Consider the following 17,140-nt stretch of genomic DNA (forward strand, 5'->3'; position numbering starts at 1 on the left):
TCTTAATCATTTTACATGTCGATGAAGAAGGCAATCATATTTACCATATATCTACTCTGTTCTCTATCTGTTTTTGCACAGATCAACACAGACCGAGTATTGGCGATAGGACGTAATGCTTTATATTTTGAAGATTACGTCCTATCTATTCAATATTTTAATCAGGTAATAAAAGCAAAGCCCTGGCTGGCCGAACCTTACTTCTACCGCGCTGTAGCCAAAATAAACCTCGACGATTATAATGGAGCTGAAGAAGATTGTGATTTATGCCTTCAGCGAAATCCCTTTTTGGTACAAGCCTATTTTGCTAGGGGTATAGCCCGGCAAAGCCAAGACAACTATAAAGGGGCTATTGAAGATTACAACAAAGGATTAGAATTCAAACCCGAAGACCGGCAAATGCTGGTAAATAAAGCTGTTGCTTATATTCAAAAGAAAGACTATGATCAGGCAGAGGTCGTATTTGAAGACCTGATGGCTGCCCATCCCAAATATTCCATGAATTACCTTACGCGTGGCGCTATGTACCTGGAAAAAGGAGATACGGTACAGGCATTAAAAGACTACAACCAGGCCATAGAAATGGATCCGTATTATGCACCTGCTTATGGAAACCGCGCGATAGTTTATTATCAAACGCACAAACTGGAAGACGCATTGAGCGATCTGAATGAAGCTATCCGCCTGAATACGCGTGAAGGTGGCTTCTATATTAATCGTGGCTTGGTTCGCTATCAGATGAACGATCTTCGCGGCGCTATGGCCGATTACGACCAGGTAATAAGCTGGGATAGCCGCAACCTGATAGCTCGTTTTAACCGTGGCTTATTACGCTTCCAGGTGGGTGACAATAACCGTGCGATTGAAGACTTTGATGTTGTTATTGAGGAAGAGCCGGACAACTATATGGCTTATTACAACAGGGCTTTATTATATCATGAAACAGGAAACTATATAGGTGCCGTACAAAACTTTGATGTTGTATTGAACCAGTATCCCAATTTTATACCGGGCTACTATGCCCGCTCGGAAGCCAAACGCAAAATGAGGGATAATGCAGGAGCTGATCGTGATTACTGGACGGCCTTTGAAATAGAAGAAAGGCTGAAAAAAGAACGTCAGACAGGTATAAGCCCGTCTACTTCGTCTACAGCGGATGCAGATACCTCTTCAGAAGAAAATACACGCGAACAATCGGATAAGAGCATTAATAAGTTTAACCGTTTGGTGGTGTATGATAAAGACGAAGAACGTAAAAGCAAGTACCAGAGCGATGTGCGGGGTAGGGTACAGGATCGTAATGTACGTGTAGACCTTGAGCCGCTTTTTGTTCTTACCTATTATGAAAAGGCAGATCAGATAAAGAAAATTGTTTATTACGACAAGATGATTGAAGATTTCAATGCGCGTATGATACTTCCCCGTAAGTTACGTCTTACCAATGAAGAAGCGCCCTTGAATGAGTTTCAGATAGCTTCGCACTTTACTTCTATTAATGAGCTTTCTGCTAAGATAGATGCGAATCCGTCTAACACGGATGCTTACTTCGGGCGTGCCATTGACTTTATGCTGGTGCAGGATTTTTCCGAAGCGATAAATGACTTCACGAAAGTAATAGAACAGAATCCGGACTTTACGATGGCATACTTCAATAGAGCCGTTGTTCGATATAAGCAACTGGAATACACCATGTCGCAGATGTCGAATGAGATTTCCGATGTTTCTTCCGGAGTGAATCTGACTATTGGAAAACAATCACAAACTGCCACTACAAATGATGCAGTCTCTGCCAAGTTGAAAGACAACAAGCGGGCCATTGAACATGAGCAAATCGTTCGTGATTATGATATGGTGATCAAACTGAACCCAGGTTTTGTTTATGCTTTCTTCAACCGGGGGAATCTGCGCTGTGCCCAACGAGACTTCAGAGCTGCCATACAGGATTACAACGAGGCGATTACACGCGATCCGGATTTTGCCGAAGCTTATTTCAACCGGGGGTTGGCTCGTTTGTCACAAGGTGATGCTAATAGAGGAATTGCTGATTTGAGCAAGGCTGGCGAGTTGGGTATCATCAATGCTTACAGCATTATAAAACGTATGACAAGTAATTGATAAAAACAAAAAGGGAGACCTTCGCAGGCTTCCCCTTCTTAAGACTAACCTTTTGTTAACTATTTATTCGAATTCGTGTTGTATTTATATAACAAGGAAGTTGCCGGGATTGTTGAGAGGTCTCTTTTATTTTAACATATTTTACGAACGTTACATAATCTCCCAAGAAAGTATAATAAACAAGACAATTTTGCGGATGAGAAAAAAAGTTTCACCCTGATGAGAACTTTTTCTCATCCACATGAGAATTTTTTCTCACCCGGGTGAAACTTTTTTAATATATCAAAGAGTAAACCTTTTTGCTTTATGAAAGTCTTAATATTTTACTACTTTTGTTATCTCTAATCATTAATCATCTATACCAATTAAATAAGTAATATGAAACGTCGTGATTTCTTAAGGACCAGTGCTGTTGCAGGGGCGGCTTTAACCCTGAATTTTGATGGTTTACAGGCTGCTTTGGCAACCAATACAATGAGTGTGGAATCTGCTCCCGATATGGTAGCAATCATGGGAGGCGAACCTGCTGCGATGCTTGACAAGGCCTTGGAGGCCATTGGAGGCATTAACCAATATATAAAGAAGGGACAGAAAGTTGTTATTAAACCGAATATAGGTTGGGATCGTACGCCCGAACTGGCCGGTAATACTAATCCTGAGCTGATAAAAGCGCTTGTAAAGAAATGTCTGAACGCCGGAGCTTCTAAAGTGACCGTTTTTGACCATACGTGTGACGACTGGCAGAAATGCTACAAAACCAGTGGTATTGCAGCTGCAGTAGAGTCGGCAGGCGGATTAATTGTTCCGGCAGACGTTGAAAAATACTACAAAGAAGTATCTATCCCCAATGGAGTGAATATTAAAAGTGCCAAGATACATGAAGCCCTTCTGGAGGCTGATGTGTGGTTTAATGTTCCTATATTGAAAAATCATGGTGGAGCCAAGTTGTCATGCGCCATGAAGAACTATATGGGTATCGTTTGGGATCGTCGTATTTTCCATAGCAACGACTTACATCAGTGTATTGCAGATATTTGTACCTGGCATAAAAAACCGGCTTTGAATATTGTAGATGCTTACCGTATCATGCATCAAAACGGCCCGCAGGGGAAGAGTGCTGCCGATGTAGCAACCATCAAATCCCTCTTGGTATCGCCTAATATTGTAGAAATTGATACGGCAGCACTTGGCTTATTCAATCAGGTAAAGAAGCTGGAGATGGAAGCTGTAGGACATATTGGTAAAGGCCAGACTTTGAAACTGGGCTCTACTGATTTGAGCAAAATGAATATCAAACGTATCAAGATATAATGAGAAAACAGACGAATTATTTAAAAGGGTTGCGAGTGCTTTTCGCAATCCTCTTTTTCATACCCATACTACTCTACTTTGTAGATTTTACCGGCAAGTTACCTCAAGGGTTACATACGCTGTTGCACTTGCAACTTGTGCCTGCTATCCTGGGTGGGATGATAGGTATTCTTATTTTTCAATTACTTCTGGCTCTGGTATTCGGACGTATTTATTGTTCTGTGATTTGCCCGGCCGGTGTGTTTCAAGACATTATCAATCGTTTGTTTTGTATCGGTAAAAAGAAGCGGAAAGGAAGCATGCGCTTTTCTTATCACAAGCCACTGAATCTTTTTCGTTATATATTGTTAGGTATTACTGTGTTACTGGCTTTGGTAGGCATTACCGAACTGGTGGTGTGGCTGGATCCGTATAGCAACTTCGGACGTATTGCTGCCAATCTTTTTCGCCCGCTTGTTATCTGGGGTAATAATATCCTGGCCGGGTGGTTGATGGCGTTTGACAACTATACGCTGTATCATGTTACCATTAAGTCAGTTATGTTGTCTGGCGTAATAGCAGGACTGGTAGCTCTGCTTGTGTTTGTATTGATGGTTGTTTTTCGGGGACGTTTCTTCTGCAATACCCTGTGTCCGGTAGGCGGACTGCTGAGTTTGGTTTCGCGTTATTCCTTCTTCAGAATATCGTTTGACGAGTCCGTTTGTAATACCTGCGGATCTTGTGAGCGAAGCTGTAAGGCTGAAGCCATAGACAGTAAGAATATGGCAGTAGATACCTCTCGCTGCGTAGATTGTTTTAATTGTACCTCTACCTGTCCCAAGGGCGGTTTGAAATACCGCTTTAACCCTCCCTTCAAGAAAGCAAAAAAAGAAGAGGAGGCTGTGGCAGATCCACAAAGCCGTCGTACATTCCTGGCTACAGGTATGACCGTAACAGCTTCTTTACCGATTGTAGCACAAGCCGGAAGAAGAATGCGGCACAGAAACACTAATGGCGATCAGGAAAACTGGGGACCTGTAACCCCTCCCGGATCAATAGACCTGGAGCGCTTTAAGGATGTATGTACAGGATGCCATATTTGTGTTGTAAAATGTCCTACCCAAATATTGAAGCCGGCAGGCCTGGAGTATGGTTTTGACTACTTGCTTCGTCCGCATGTATCCTATAAAACGAATTATTGCAATTACGAATGTACGGTTTGCGGAGACGTTTGTCCTGTTCATGCAATAAAAACCCTGACTCCCGAAGAGAAGAAAGTAACCCAGGTGGGTATTGCTACCTTTATTATCGATCGTTGTATCGTTAATACGGAAGGAACTGATTGCGGAGCCTGTTCGGAGCATTGCCCCACACAGGCTGTACACATGATCCCTTTTGAAGGAACACTTACTATTCCTAAGGTAGAGCCGGAGTTATGCATTGGTTGCGGCGGCTGCGAATCCATCTGCCCGGTCAATCCGCATCGTGCCATTATTGTAAAAGCAAACAACGTACACCAGGTAGCTCAACTACCTCCGGAAGAAGAAGTTAAAGAGTTTGAAATAGACGACTTTGGTTTCTAATAATCGCAGTACGCAGAACGGAACACGCAGAACGGTTTTTTAATAAAAATAAATGGTTTTATGCTGTGTTCTGCGTTTTGCGTGTTTCGTTCTGCCTAATTATGATTACCTTTGCCGGATGAAATTTGAGTTACAATATAACGATATACATTCAAATGCTAGGGCGGGCTTGATCACGACGGATCACGGAGTAATCGAGACGCCTATTTTTATGCCTGTAGGTACACAGGGGACAGTGAAAGCTGTTCATATGACGGAATTAAAGAATGATATCAATGCCCCCATCATTCTGGGGAATACCTACCATTTATACCTTCGTCCGGGGATTGAAATACTGGAGAGGGTAGGAGGATTACATAAATTCAACAGTTGGGACAGAGCTATCTTAACCGATAGTGGAGGATTCCAGGTGTTTTCATTGGCCGAGAATAGAAAACTTAGCCGGGAAGGAGCCGAGTTTCGCTCTCATATTGACGGATCAAAGCATTTCTTCTCTCCCGAAAAAGTGATGGATATAGAGCGTTCTATAGGAGCTGATATTATCATGGCTTTTGATGAATGCTGCCCCGGGGATGCCGACTATGCCTATGCAAAGAAATCCCTTGAGCTGACCGAGCATTGGCTTGATCGCTGTGTAGACCGCTTTAGCAGTACGGAGCCTAAATACGGATATCAACAAAGCCTTTTCCCAATAGTACAAGGCTGTGTGTATCCCGACTTGCGTCGCAGAGCCGCCGAATATGTAGCCAATAAGCAGGCAGACGGTAATGCGATTGGCGGACTGGCAGTAGGCGAACCGACGGAGAAGATGTATGAGATGATAGAAGTAGTCAATGAGATCTTACCTAAAGATAAACCCCGCTACTTAATGGGAGTGGGTACTCCGCTTAATTTGTTGGAAGCTATTGAGCGAGGGGTGGATATGTTTGATTGCATCATGCCTACCCGTAATGGACGGAACGGTCAGTTATTTACGCGGTATGGCACCATAAATATTAAAAACCGGAAGTGGCGAGATGACTTTTCTCCTATCGATGCAGAGGCCAATTCCTTTGTAGATACCCAATACAGTAAGGCATATTTACATCATTTAATAAAAGCAGATGAAATTTTAGGCCTGCAAATAGCTTCCATTCACAATTTAGCTTTTTATCTTTGGCTCGTGAAAGAAGCGAGGAAGCATATTATAGCGGGTGACTTCACCCAGTGGAAGCGCGAAATGACAAGCCAATTATCAAACCGGTTATAAAAAGATGAAGAAATTCGGGTTAAAACAGCTGGACTGGTATATAATCAAACAATTCTTGGGAACGTATATCTTTGCCATAATCTTGATTATATCTATCTCTGTGGTATTTGATATAAATGAGAAGATTGACAAGTTCCTGAAGCCGGAAGTAACTCTGTCGGCTATTATTTTTGATTATTACATGAATTTCATTCCTTATTTTGCCAATCTGTTCAGTGCACTGTTTACCTTTATTGCTGTTATCTTTTTTACGTCCAAACTAGCTGATAATTCGGAGATTATCGCTATGCTTGCCAGTGGAATGAGCTTTAAGAGGCTGATGCTTCCGTATGCTATTTCTGCTGCTATTATAGCCTTGTTTACTTTCATATTAAATGCATTTATTATTCCTCCGGCCAATATAACGCGTATTGATTTTCAGAATAAATACATAAAGAATAAAGCTGTAGATTATGCCAACAATGTGCAATTGGAGGTAGAACCGGGCACTATAGCTTATTTTGGCCGTTACGATGATAAATCAAAGATGGGCTATCGTTTTTCTTTAGAGCATTTTGAAGGCAAACAGTTGGTTTCCCGCCTTACAGCTACACAAATCAAATATGATACCCTATACCAGTGGCAGGTTATTGACTATATGATTCGTGACTTTGACGGCATGCGCGAATATATCAGCTCCGGTTCAAGAAAAGACACGACTCTGGCGATTATACCTTCTGACTTTCTTATATCAGTGAATGATTGCGAAACGATGACTACTCCTGAACTGGCCACTTATATCAGCCGGCAGAAGAAACGGGGGATTGGTAATATTCAGTCTTTTGAGATTGAGTATCATAAACGCTATGCAGCTATCATGGCAGCTTTCATTCTGACGAGTATAGGTGCCTCTTTATCGTCACGAAAAATCAAAGGTGGAATGGGATTGAATATCGGTATCGGACTGGGGCTGAGCTTTTCATACATTTTGTTTACGACAGTTACCTCTACATTTGCCATTAATGGCTATGTAAGCCCGATGGTGGCTTCCTGGATCCCGAATATTATATATACCTTCATCGCTATATATTTATATCAAAAAGCCCCACGCTAAGCGTAGGGCTCTTCCTGAATTTCTTTTTTCCCTTTTATTATAAAAGCACTTCTTTTATTGCTTTTTTGAATTCTAATTTGCTCATAGTTCCTCTGGCCATTTGAGGCCGTTTGTCTACCGGACAAAACAGCAATGATGGGATACTGCGTATACCTAGTGCTGATGTAAGATCCTCTTCCTTTTCTGTATTTACTTTGTAGATATTTATTTGTCCGGCATATTCAACAGCTATTTCTTCTAATATGGCTGAAACTTTTTTACTTGGGGCGTACCATTCGGCATAGAAATCAACAATACATGGCTTTTTTCCTTCGAATATCCATTCTTCCGGGTGGGCTTCATAATTTGAAACCTTTTGCAGAAAATCAGATTTTGTTAACGAAATTGCTTTAATCATGGTAGTCTTATGTCTCTCCTTTTTTACTGCTAAACACGAAACCGCCCGGAATCTATCGTCCGGGCAGTGCCTTACACCTTTCTAGTGAAAGGTTTAATATCTCTTATCAACAACTTCCCAGTTGATAATCTTCCATAGCTCTTTCAAATGGTCGGCTCTCCTGTTTTGATAATCAAGATAGTAGGAGTGCTCCCATACGTCAAATCCTAATATAGGCTTCAAACCTTTGGTTACAGGATTCCCTGCATTTCCTTCTTTTGTGATGGATAGCTTACCGTCTTTATCAGCAGCCAGCCAAACCCAGCCTGAACCGAATAATCCAACACCTGCTGCTTCAAATTCTTTCTGGAAGTTCTCAAAAGATCCCCAGGCAGCATCAATAGCTGAAGCCAGCTTACCGGAAGGCTTACCTCCACCGTTTGGTGAGAATTGTGTAAAATACAAGTTATGGTTCAATACCTGGCCTGCATTATTAAATATACCTCCATCCGATTCTTTTACAATGGTTTCAAGTTCGGCATTCTCAAACTTTGTACCTGGAATAAGATTATTCAGGTTGTTTACATAAGCCTGAAGGTGCTTTCCGTGATGGAACTCTATGGTTTGTTTACTGATTATCGGCGCCAAAGCACCTGCCTCGTAGGGTAATTTTACTAATTCGAATTTCATAATACTTTCGTTTTTATCTGTTATATAATTTGGATTGAGCAACAAAATACTCAGTAATAATGCTAACATATGAATACTGTTAAAATGGTTGTTTTATATTTCTAACATATGTAAGAGATAAATTGTTCATTCGGATGGCATTTTTTCTTGAAAAATTGATTTTTCAGATCGAGATGACGAATAATATCAAATAACTTTCTATTTTTGTGCACTTAAATCATTATTAATTTAGTAAACATATTCGTAGATGGCAAAAAAAGTTGGAAACTTGATTCCAAACACCTTTTTCATAACAAAAGGAAGTGGAGAGTCTGACCTGGAGAAACATGCAGGTTCTTATCATATGGCTCTTTATGATGCTGGTATTTCAGATTTCAATATTATGACATATTCGTCTGTTATTCCGGCTACGGCCCATTTAGCTACTATGGATGAAATAGATCTTCCTCCATTTGGCTCGGAATTGAAAACCATTATGGCAATGTCTCACGGATATCAGGACGAGTTCGTTTCTGCCGGAGTAGTATATGCCTGGATGTACAAGGACGAAAATTTTGATGAAAAAGTTGGTGGTCTGGTATGTGAGGTGAGCGGTCGCTATCGTATTGAAGAGTTGGAATCTCGTTTGATACGCGTAATTAACGATCTTCACCAAAAAACATATGGCGATTATTACCTTGGCGAATTAAATTTCATTACAGAAGGTATTACAATTGAGAAAAGGTACGGTACGGCTCTTGCAGCTTTATGCTTCATAGACTTCCTTGTACCTGAAATAGAGGAATAAATATTTTTTTTAGTTAATTAAATAACTTAACTTTGCACCCGCTAATACAAAATAGCTTAAATTAATTATTCAAACATGGCAACAAAAATTAGATTGCAAAGACACGGTCGTAAAGGTTATGCTTTTTATCAGATCGTAGTCGCAGACAGCAGGGCTCCACGAGATGGAAGATTTATTGAAAGGATAGGTTCTTATAATCCGAACACTAATCCTGCTACAATAGATTTGAATTTCGAAAGAGCTTTGTATTGGTTACAGGTAGGTGCTCAACCTACAGACACAACACGTAGTATTCTTTCAAAAGAAGGTGTTTGCTTAAAGAAACACTTACTGGAAGGAGTTAAAAAAGGAGCTTTTGATGAAGCAGCAGCCGAATCAAAATTCCAGGCTTGGCTGAAAGACAAGCAACAAATGGCTCAATCTTTGAAAGAAAAGAATCGTGAAACTGCTAAGGCAGAAGCGAAAGCACGTTTGGATGCTGAAAAAGAAGCAAACAAAGCCAAAGCAGAAGAAGTAGCAAAGAAGAAAGCAGAAATTGCAGCAACCGAAGCAGCCCAACAGGCTGAAGAAGCACCTGCCGCAGAAGAAGTAGTAGCTGAAGAGGCTCCTGCTGCTGAACCAGTTGCTGAAGAAGCTCAGGCCGAAGCGCCTGCTGCTACAGAGGAAAAAGCTGAATAATAAGGTTTCATTCAAGCTAAAATAAAAAGAGGCATTAAACAATGCCTCTTTTTTTATGCCCAATATGTTAAAAAACATATCTGTTTATCCTGATGTGTGCGATAAAACATATAAAAAACCTTGTATGTTGATAAAAAAATGATATATAATGCTGAGATAAAATGGTTTTTATCTATCTTTGCCACAGTTTTTAAGATATGTGTTTGAATATCTTAGCGAAGAGTTCTCCATATCTTCCCTGAAAATCAGGGATTGGATCGGACGATTAATGGTTTTAAAAACAAATTTGGTATTAGTCTTGTTCTTTGTTCGATTCAATTAGGTTTAATATAAAAATTACATTATGAAGGTAAAAGCTTATGTTCTCATTGTAACAGTAATGTTGTTAACAATGTCTGCTGCTACAAAAGACGTAAGATTAGTTGAAGGGTTATCTCCAGGTGATCTTGCTCCGAGAATAGAGTCTTTAGGAAATGAAAGTGATTTTAATTTCCAAAATCATTCGGGCCGTTACACTTTAGTTAATTTCTGGGCAGCTTATGATGCTGAATCCAGAGCTCGTAACGTTAGATTCTCGAATGAAGTAAGTAAACTTAGTTCTGAAAAAATTACGTTGTGTTCCATTTCACTAGATGAAAAAGAGTCTGTTTTTCAAGAAACAGTAAAAATGGACAAGCTAAATGAAACGATGCAGTTTCATGCAGAACACGGTAAAAAATCAGCATTATACAAAAAGTATAATCTGAAAAAAGGATTAAGAAACTATCTGATTAATGATGAAGGAGTTATTATTGCAACAAATGTTACTCCTAACGAGTTGATTGATGTATTGAAAGAAATTTAATCAAGATTAGATTAATTGCAAAAAAGCCTGTCTCTCATAAAGGGACAGGCTTTTTTATTTCCACACGATTATGTTATCTCAATGATTCTACCTCTTCTGTGCGAATCGGTATTTTCTTGCCTAATAAGCGGGCTCCGTTTTCGGTGATCAGGTAATCTTCTTCGTTGCGGATTCCGCTAAAGTCTTTGTAGGTAACTACTTTTTCGTAGTTTATGAACTCTGTAAACTTGTTTTCGCCTTTCCAGAGGTCGATTAGTTCGGGGATGAAATAGATACCCGGCTCGATGGTCAAGACGAAGCCTGGCTCCAGTTTGCGTCCCAGGCGGAGCGATTTGCGTCCGAATTGTGTGCTTTTGGGGCGTCCGTCGTATCCTACGTATACTTCGCCCAGATTTTCCATATCGTGAGTATCCAGACCTAGCATGTGGCCCAGTCCGCAAGGCATGAATAGAGCTGCTGCTCCGGCTTTTACGGCTTCCATCGGGTCACCTTTTACAAAGCCCATCTCTTTTAAACCTTCCATAATTACCTTGAGGGCAAGGTCGTACACCTCTTCAAACACTACGCCGGGGCGGAGCGCTGCAACAGCTGCTTCGTGAGCGGCGACTGAGATGTCGTATATTTCTTTTTGTCGGGTGGTAAATGTAGAATCGGCAGGGATAGTAGACGACATATCTCCGGCATATCCCATTTCTGTTTCTGCTCCGGCATCAAGCAATAGCATATCTCCGCTTTTTATCATATTGCCATGATAATGGTTATGCAGTGTTTGTCCGTTTATAGTAGCAATGATCGGGAAAGATAGCTGATAGTTGCTGGCATAGGCTACTTCGGCTACTGCTGCGGCAACTTCACTTTCGTATATACCCGGACGAACCATCCGCATGGCTGTCAGGTGCATATCGGCAGTTACGGTACAGGCTTTCTCTAGCTCTACTATTTCTTCTTCGGTTTTGTAATTACGTTGATTAACAACCCCTAAGATAAAGGGTACGGAAGGCTTTTCTGTTCCCGGGAAGATACCGAGCCAGCTAAGGAGTTTCACCTGATGCTCAGCTCTGTAAGTGGGAAGATAGTGAATAGCTTGCTTCTTCTGTTGGGCATTTTTTAGGTATTCTTCTATTTCTTTTGCCGGACGAATATCCGTGATACCTATGCTTTCGCCTTTTTCTTTTAGAGTAGGTTGTGTTCCCATCCACACAATAGAGTCGATGGTAAGCTCGTCGCCAAAGACTATTTCTTTGTCGTTATCAATATCAATAATGGCATTTAATCCTGCATACGGCAGGCCGAAGAAATACAGGAATGTAGAGTCCTGGCGGAAGTGGTAGGTGTTATCCGCATAATTCATTCCCGACTCATCATTCCCTAAAAACAATAACAGACCTGATCCCAATGTCTGTTTCAATTTAGCCCGGCGGGCGATATACGTTTTTTTGTTAAACATAAATACTGTATTTTATTTTAATGCTACCAAAGATAGAAAAAGATTGGCATTCACCCTAATGTCTTCCGAAAAATAGTATCTTAAAAGTCCCACAACTGTAGAACACATGTTCAACATATGTAGAACATGAATTCAACAGTTGTTGAACATGTGTTCTACATATGTGGGATTTCAATTCTGTAGATACTGAAAGACTTTCTGAACTCTGTGATGCCCCTTAATAATATCGGTGAAATAAACCTTTAAAAACCGTGATAGTCTAAGTACTTTAAAAGCGTTATAAGTGAAAAAATATGACTGGAAAATCTTTCGTAGTATGCGGAAAAGCCTTACCTTAGTGGACTTTTTCGAGCAAAAAGCGAGCAAAGAGATTGAGTGTATTAAATATAAAAACTAAATGGTTGATCAAGACAGAATTATAAAGATTAACATCGAGGAGGAAATGAAGTCTGCGTACATTGATTATTCAATGTCCGTTATTGTTTCACGCGCCCTTCCGGATGTTAGGGATGGTTTTAAACCTGTTCATCGTCGCGTGTTATTTGGAATGAATGAGTTGGGAAACACATCCGACAAACCTTATAAGAAATCTGCGAGAATTGTTGGTGAAGTTTTAGGTAAATATCACCCACACGGTGATTCTTCAGTTTATTTTGCCATGGTACGTATGGCCCAGAAATGGTCGTTACGTTATCCCTTGGTAGACGGGCAGGGTAACTTTGGGTCGGTAGACGGCGACAGCCCTGCAGCAATGCGTTATACAGAGGCTCGTTTGAGCAAGTTGGCCGAAGAAATGCTTCGGGATATAGACAAGGATACGGTCGACTTCCAGTTTAACTTCGATGATACATTGAAGGAGCCTACCGTATTGCCAACCCGCTTGCCCAACCTCCTTATCAATGGAGCTTCGGGTATTGCCGTAGGTATGGCTACCAACATGCCGCCTCACAATATGAGCGAAGTACTTGATGGCTGTATTGCTTATATAGACTGTAAGGGTGATATCGAGATAGAAGGCCTGATGCAGTATGTAAAAGCACCGGATTTTCCAACGGGAGCTACCATATATGGCTATGCCGGCGTAAAGGAAGCTTTTGAAACAGGAAGGGGACGTATTATCCTTCGCGGAAAAGCGGAAATAGAGGTGGAAAATAATCACGAAAAAATTATTATTTCCGAAATTCCGTACCTGGTAAATAAAGCCGAACTAATCAAGTATATAGCCGACCTGGTAAATGATAAACGCATAGAAGGTATATCGAACGTAAACGATGAGTCAGACCGTCACGGGATGCGTATCGTTGTTGATATAAAGAGGGATGCCAACTCGTCTGTTGTACTGAATAAGCTCTATAAGATGACAGCTTTGCAGTCATCCTTTAGTGTGAATAATATTGCATTGGTAAACGGTCGTCCGCAACAGCTGAATCTAAAACAGTTGATCGGACTGTTTGTAGAGCACAGAAAAGATGTTGTTACCCGCCGTACCAAATATGAACTGAGAAAGGCAGAAGAAAGAGCTCATATACTGGAAGGACTTATCATTGCTTCAGATAATATAGATGAAGTAATAGCTATTATCAAAGCCTCTAAAAGTCCGCAGGAAGCAATCACCAATCTTATGGAGCGCTTCAGCCTGACGGATATACAGGCCCGGGCTATTGTAGAAATGCGCTTGCGCCAGTTAACAGGACTGGAACAAGATAAGCTACGTGCCGAATATGAAGAGATTGCCAAATTGATTGCCCATTTGAAAGAAATACTTGAAAATGAAGAGCTTTTGATGCAAGTAATCAAAGACGAATTCCTGGAAATAAAAGAAAAATACGGAGATAATCGTAAGACAGATATCATATATGCTTCCGAAGAAATGAATCCGGAAGACTTCTATGCTGATGATGAGATGATTATCACTATTTCGCACATGGGATACATTAAGCGTACCCCGTTGAGCGAGTTCCGGGCACAAGGTCGCGGTGGAGTAGGGGCGAAAGGTTCGGAAACCCGTGATGAAGATTTCGTAGAGTATATTTACCCAGCCTCCATGCATGCTACCTTGTTGATCTTTACAGCAAAAGGTAAGTGTTACTGGCTGAAAGTCTACGAGATACCGGAAGGTGCCAAAAATGCGAAAGGACGTGCTATACAGAACCTGTTGAACATAGAACCGGATGATAAGGTAAATGCCTTTATCCGTGTGAAAAGGCTGAAGACAGACACCGAATTTATCAATTCGCATTACCTGTTGTTCTGTACAAGAAAAGGTATTGTAAAGAAAACATTGCTTGAAGCCTATTCCCGTCCTCGCCAGAATGGTGTGAATGCCATAACCTTGCACGAGGATGACGGACTGGTAAATGTACGTATGACGAACGGCAACAATGAGGTGATCATTGCCAACCGTAACGGACGGGCCATCCGTTTCCACGAAAGCGCCGTGCGTGTAATGGGACGTACAGCTGCCGGAGTACGCGGTATGCGACTAGATGATGATCCGCTAGATGAAGTAGTAGGTATGATTTGCGTGAAAGACAAGGAAGAAGAAACAATACTGGTTGTTTCGGAACAAGGTTATGGAAAGCGCTCTCATATAGATGATTACCGTATTACCAACAGAGGTGGTAAGGGTGTGAAAACCATCAATATCACGGATAAAACAGGTAAACTGGTTACTATTAAGACTGTAACGGAACAAAACGATGTCATGATTATAAATAAATCAGGCATAGCGATCCGTATGAAAGTAGTTGATATCAATGTCATTGGCCGTGCCACTCAGGGAGTTCGTTTGATTAACTTGGGTAAACGTCATGATGAAATTGCATCTGTTTGCAAGGTATTATCTGAAGAAGAGGAAATAATTGTTGAACAAAAAGCAGAAGACGAAGCTATTTCAAACCGGAATAGTATAAATCCGGAAGCTGCTGCTGACCCAAACTTTGAAATATTGCAACAAGATGATGAAGATACATCAGAGAAGGATATTGATGATGTAGAAGATAATTCTGAAGAGTAAATTTAAACAAATAGAAATATTAATTACAAATGACTAGTAAGATGAAAAGAGTATTATTTACATTAGCATTATGCGTAGTTGCTTCTACCTCTTTTGCTCAAAAGAAAACAGTAAATGAGGCACAAAGTATTGCCAAAGGAAGCAACCCGAACTTTGAAGAGGCGAGAGGCCTTATAAAAGGAGCTTTGGAAAATGCTGAAACGAAAGATGATCCCAAAACATGGTATGTGGCAGGTTATGTTGAAGATCAGCAATTTAGCGCAGAAAGAATGAAGCAAGTACTAGGACAACAGCCCAATGAACCTGTTATGTATAAAGCTTTGATGAATATCCTTCCTTATTTTGTAAAGTCGTATGAATTGGATCAGTTACCTGATGCAAAAGGTAAAGTGAAACCTAAATATACAAAGGATATTAAAGGTGTTTTGAGCGCAAACCATGTGTATTATATCAATGCAGGAGCTTATTATTTTGATAATAGAGATTATCAAACGGCTTATGACTGCTTTGAACAATACATCGAAATCTCAAATCTTCCGATGTTTAAAGGTGAAAAAGTTGCGGAAAGAGATTCTAACTATATGACTGTTCAGTTCTATGCAGCCGTTGCAGCTACTCAGCTTAATAATTCTGATTTGGCTATTGCTGCCTTGGAACGTGCAAAGAATATGGATTACAGAGGTAATGATATTTATCAATATCTAGCTTATGAATATGAGCAAAAGAAAGATACTGTAATGTTGGAGCAAACACTGAAAGAAGGTTTGACTAAATATCCGGAAGAAAATTACTTCTTGTTGAGTCTGATCAACAACTATATCTATTCTAACAGAAATGCAGAAGCTATCGAATACCTTAAAACAGCTATCGCTTCTGATCCTAATAATGCTCAGTTGTATGATGTAATGGGTAGAGTATATGAATCAGGATTGAAAGAAATGGATAATGCTGAGCAGTACTTTAAAAAAGCATTGGAAATTGATCCGAATTTTTCAGATGCTTTATCAAACCTGGGACGTGTTTATTACAACCAAGGAGTAAACAAACTAGGAGAAGCTAATATGATAAATGATGCAAAATTGTATCAGGAAGAATCAGAAAAAGCAAAAGAATATTTCAGACAAGCAATGCCTTATTTCCAGAAAGTGCGTGAAGTAAAACCTGATGACAGAGATGCCATGATTGCTTTGAGAAGTATTTATTACAATTTGAATATGAATGCAGAGTTTGAAGCTATTGAAGCTGAGATGAATAATGCTGAATAATCCTCGTTAATATATAATAAAAAAAGGCCGCCCAACAGCGGCCTTTTTTAGTTCATTAATTCAAATGAGGATCTTTGGGGAAATTTAACCACGTTTTGTATTGACTCCCCAATACTTCCAGAGAACGCTTCCAGAATGATTCGTCATCGGCAAGCATAATGTTAGAATTAGCCGAGCGACTGACCATCCAGGAGTCTTCTTTGATCTCAAATCCTAACTGGCCTTTTGTCCATCCAGAATAGCCAAGAAAGAATTTCACTTTTCCTTTAATGGAATTGCCATCAATAATATATTGCTTTAATATATCAAAATCACCATCAAAAAATAATCCGTCTGCAATTTTCAAAGAATCAGGAATCAATTCTGCCAAGGTATGGATAAAGAATAGCCTGTTTGAGCTTACCGGCCCACCCAGATAAATAGGAATGTCGGATAGTTTTTCCAAATCAGAGAAAAAATCATTAATCACTAAATTTGTTTTTTTGTTTAGTACAAAACCCATAGAACCGTTTGTGCTATGCTCAATGAGCAAGACCACCGAACGTTGGAAATATGCGTCTTGCAAGAATGGCTCTGAAATTAGAATACTACCTTTTTCTGGAAGCAGATTGTTGTGTTTAATTTTAAAAATGTTATTATTTGCTGCCATAATAATTAAGGTGTATAATATTAATTCACGACAATATATAGCTTTTTATAGTAAAAAA

14 protein-coding genes are annotated in these 17,140 nt (G+C 40.2%); 10 read left to right on the plus strand and 4 right to left on the minus strand.

All coding sequences use genetic code 11. The annotated features are described in order from the left end of the window. Positions 1 to 21: 21 nt before the first annotated feature. The 5 genes from M2470_RS04655 (at position 22) to M2470_RS04675 (ending at position 7,330) form a co-directional block, all read left to right on the plus strand. Entirely contained in the window at positions 22 to 2,115 is a 2,094-nt protein-coding gene (locus M2470_RS04655) for a tetratricopeptide repeat protein (RefSeq protein WP_280743717.1), read from the plus strand. 378 nt (positions 2,116 to 2,493) lie between these two features. Next, positions 2,494 to 3,426 carry a DUF362 domain-containing protein gene (locus tag M2470_RS04660; protein WP_280743716.1) on the plus strand — a complete coding sequence of 311 codons (933 nt, stop codon included), beginning with the start codon at positions 2,494 to 2,496 and terminating at the stop codon, positions 3,424 to 3,426. Continuing rightward, the gene (locus tag M2470_RS04665) at positions 3,426 to 4,988 is read left to right on the plus strand and encodes a 4Fe-4S dicluster domain-containing protein (RefSeq protein WP_280743715.1); all 1,563 of its coding nucleotides are present in this window, start codon (positions 3,426 to 3,428) and stop codon (positions 4,986 to 4,988) included. Before M2470_RS04660 ends, M2470_RS04665 begins: the two co-directional genes overlap by 1 nt. 118 nt (positions 4,989 to 5,106) lie before the next feature. Then, positions 5,107 to 6,237, plus strand: a complete 1,131-nt coding sequence (gene tgt / locus M2470_RS04670; protein ID WP_280743714.1) for a tRNA guanosine(34) transglycosylase Tgt — start codon at positions 5,107 to 5,109, stop codon at positions 6,235 to 6,237. A gap of 4 nt (positions 6,238 to 6,241) precedes the next feature. Beyond that, positions 6,242 to 7,330, plus strand: a complete 1,089-nt coding sequence (locus M2470_RS04675) for an LptF/LptG family permease (RefSeq protein WP_280743713.1) — start codon at positions 6,242 to 6,244, stop codon at positions 7,328 to 7,330. 37 nt (positions 7,331 to 7,367) lie between these two features. On the opposite strand, the gene M2470_RS04680 is transcribed toward M2470_RS04675, so the two are convergent. Together M2470_RS04680 and M2470_RS04685 are read right to left on the minus strand one after the other, a co-directional pair. Next, entirely contained in the window at positions 7,368 to 7,727 is a 360-nt protein-coding gene (locus M2470_RS04680; RefSeq protein WP_280743712.1) for a thioredoxin domain-containing protein, read from the minus strand. A gap of 93 nt (positions 7,728 to 7,820) precedes the next feature. Continuing rightward, positions 7,821 to 8,396, minus strand: a complete 576-nt coding sequence (locus tag M2470_RS04685; protein WP_280743711.1) for a superoxide dismutase — start codon at positions 8,394 to 8,396, stop codon at positions 7,821 to 7,823. A 247-nt stretch (positions 8,397 to 8,643) separates the two neighbouring features. On the opposite strand from M2470_RS04685, the gene M2470_RS04690 reads away from it, so the two are divergent. From M2470_RS04690 to M2470_RS04700, 3 genes are all read left to right on the plus strand, one after another. Further along, positions 8,644 to 9,183, plus strand: a complete 540-nt coding sequence (locus M2470_RS04690; protein ID WP_280743710.1) for a pyruvoyl-dependent arginine decarboxylase — start codon at positions 8,644 to 8,646, stop codon at positions 9,181 to 9,183. Positions 9,184 to 9,258: 75 nt separating this feature from the next. Further along, positions 9,259 to 9,861, plus strand: coding sequence for a 30S ribosomal protein S16 (locus M2470_RS04695; protein ID WP_280743709.1), 603 nt, complete (start codon positions 9,259 to 9,261; stop codon positions 9,859 to 9,861). Positions 9,862 to 10,204: 343 nt separating this feature from the next. Next, positions 10,205 to 10,705: a thioredoxin-like domain-containing protein gene (locus M2470_RS04700; RefSeq protein WP_280743708.1), complete on the plus strand. Its 501-nt coding sequence runs from the start codon at positions 10,205 to 10,207 to the stop codon at positions 10,703 to 10,705. Between the two features lie 73 nt (positions 10,706 to 10,778). On the opposite strand, the gene M2470_RS04705 is transcribed toward M2470_RS04700, so the two are convergent. Beyond that, complete coding sequence (locus M2470_RS04705; protein ID WP_280743707.1) at positions 10,779 to 12,152, minus strand: aminopeptidase P family protein; 1,374 nt, start codon at positions 12,150 to 12,152, stop codon at positions 10,779 to 10,781. Between the two features lie 397 nt (positions 12,153 to 12,549). On the opposite strand from M2470_RS04705, the gene gyrA reads away from it, so the two are divergent. Continuing rightward, positions 12,550 to 15,168 carry a DNA gyrase subunit A gene (gyrA, locus tag M2470_RS04710; protein ID WP_280743706.1) on the plus strand — a complete coding sequence of 873 codons (2,619 nt, stop codon included), beginning with the start codon at positions 12,550 to 12,552 and terminating at the stop codon, positions 15,166 to 15,168. 41 nt (positions 15,169 to 15,209) lie between these two features. After that, positions 15,210 to 16,433, plus strand: coding sequence for a tetratricopeptide repeat protein (locus M2470_RS04715; RefSeq protein WP_280743705.1), 1,224 nt, complete (start codon positions 15,210 to 15,212; stop codon positions 16,431 to 16,433). Between the two features lie 55 nt (positions 16,434 to 16,488). Here M2470_RS04715 and M2470_RS04720 read toward each other — a convergent pair whose 3' ends face one another. Further along, a complete protein-coding gene (locus M2470_RS04720) occupies positions 16,489 to 17,082 on the minus strand; it encodes a YqgE/AlgH family protein (RefSeq protein ID WP_280743704.1) in 594 nt (197 codons plus the stop codon). Positions 17,083 to 17,140: the final 58 nt, after the last annotated feature.

The sequence above is a fragment of the Parabacteroides sp. PH5-46 genome (assembly GCF_029892785.1).
Taxonomy (GTDB): Bacteria; Bacteroidota; Bacteroidia; order Bacteroidales; family Tannerellaceae; genus DFXE01.

Coding starts and splice junctions, on each gene's coding strand:
- tgt (WP_280743714.1), top strand. CDS start 5,107: ATGAAATTTGAGTTACAATATAACGATATACATTCAAATGCTAGGGCG.
- M2470_RS04655 (WP_280743717.1), top strand. CDS start 22: ATGAAGAAGGCAATCATATTTACCATATATCTACTCTGTTCTCTATCT.
- M2470_RS04700 (WP_280743708.1), top strand. CDS start 10,205: ATGAAGGTAAAAGCTTATGTTCTCATTGTAACAGTAATGTTGTTAACA.
- M2470_RS04720 (WP_280743704.1), bottom strand. CDS start 17,082: ATGGCAGCAAATAATAACATTTTTAAAATTAAACACAACAATCTGCTT.
- M2470_RS04680 (WP_280743712.1), bottom strand. CDS start 7,727: ATGATTAAAGCAATTTCGTTAACAAAATCTGATTTTCTGCAAAAGGTT.
- M2470_RS04660 (WP_280743716.1), top strand. CDS start 2,494: ATGAAACGTCGTGATTTCTTAAGGACCAGTGCTGTTGCAGGGGCGGCT.
- M2470_RS04715 (WP_280743705.1), top strand. CDS start 15,210: ATGAAAAGAGTATTATTTACATTAGCATTATGCGTAGTTGCTTCTACC.
- M2470_RS04665 (WP_280743715.1), top strand. CDS start 3,426: ATGAGAAAACAGACGAATTATTTAAAAGGGTTGCGAGTGCTTTTCGCA.
- M2470_RS04695 (WP_280743709.1), top strand. CDS start 9,259: ATGGCAACAAAAATTAGATTGCAAAGACACGGTCGTAAAGGTTATGCT.
- M2470_RS04690 (WP_280743710.1), top strand. CDS start 8,644: ATGGCAAAAAAAGTTGGAAACTTGATTCCAAACACCTTTTTCATAACA.
- M2470_RS04675 (WP_280743713.1), top strand. CDS start 6,242: ATGAAGAAATTCGGGTTAAAACAGCTGGACTGGTATATAATCAAACAA.
- M2470_RS04705 (WP_280743707.1), bottom strand. CDS start 12,152: ATGTTTAACAAAAAAACGTATATCGCCCGCCGGGCTAAATTGAAACAG.
- gyrA (WP_280743706.1), top strand. CDS start 12,550: ATGGTTGATCAAGACAGAATTATAAAGATTAACATCGAGGAGGAAATG.
- M2470_RS04685 (WP_280743711.1), bottom strand. CDS start 8,396: ATGAAATTCGAATTAGTAAAATTACCCTACGAGGCAGGTGCTTTGGCG.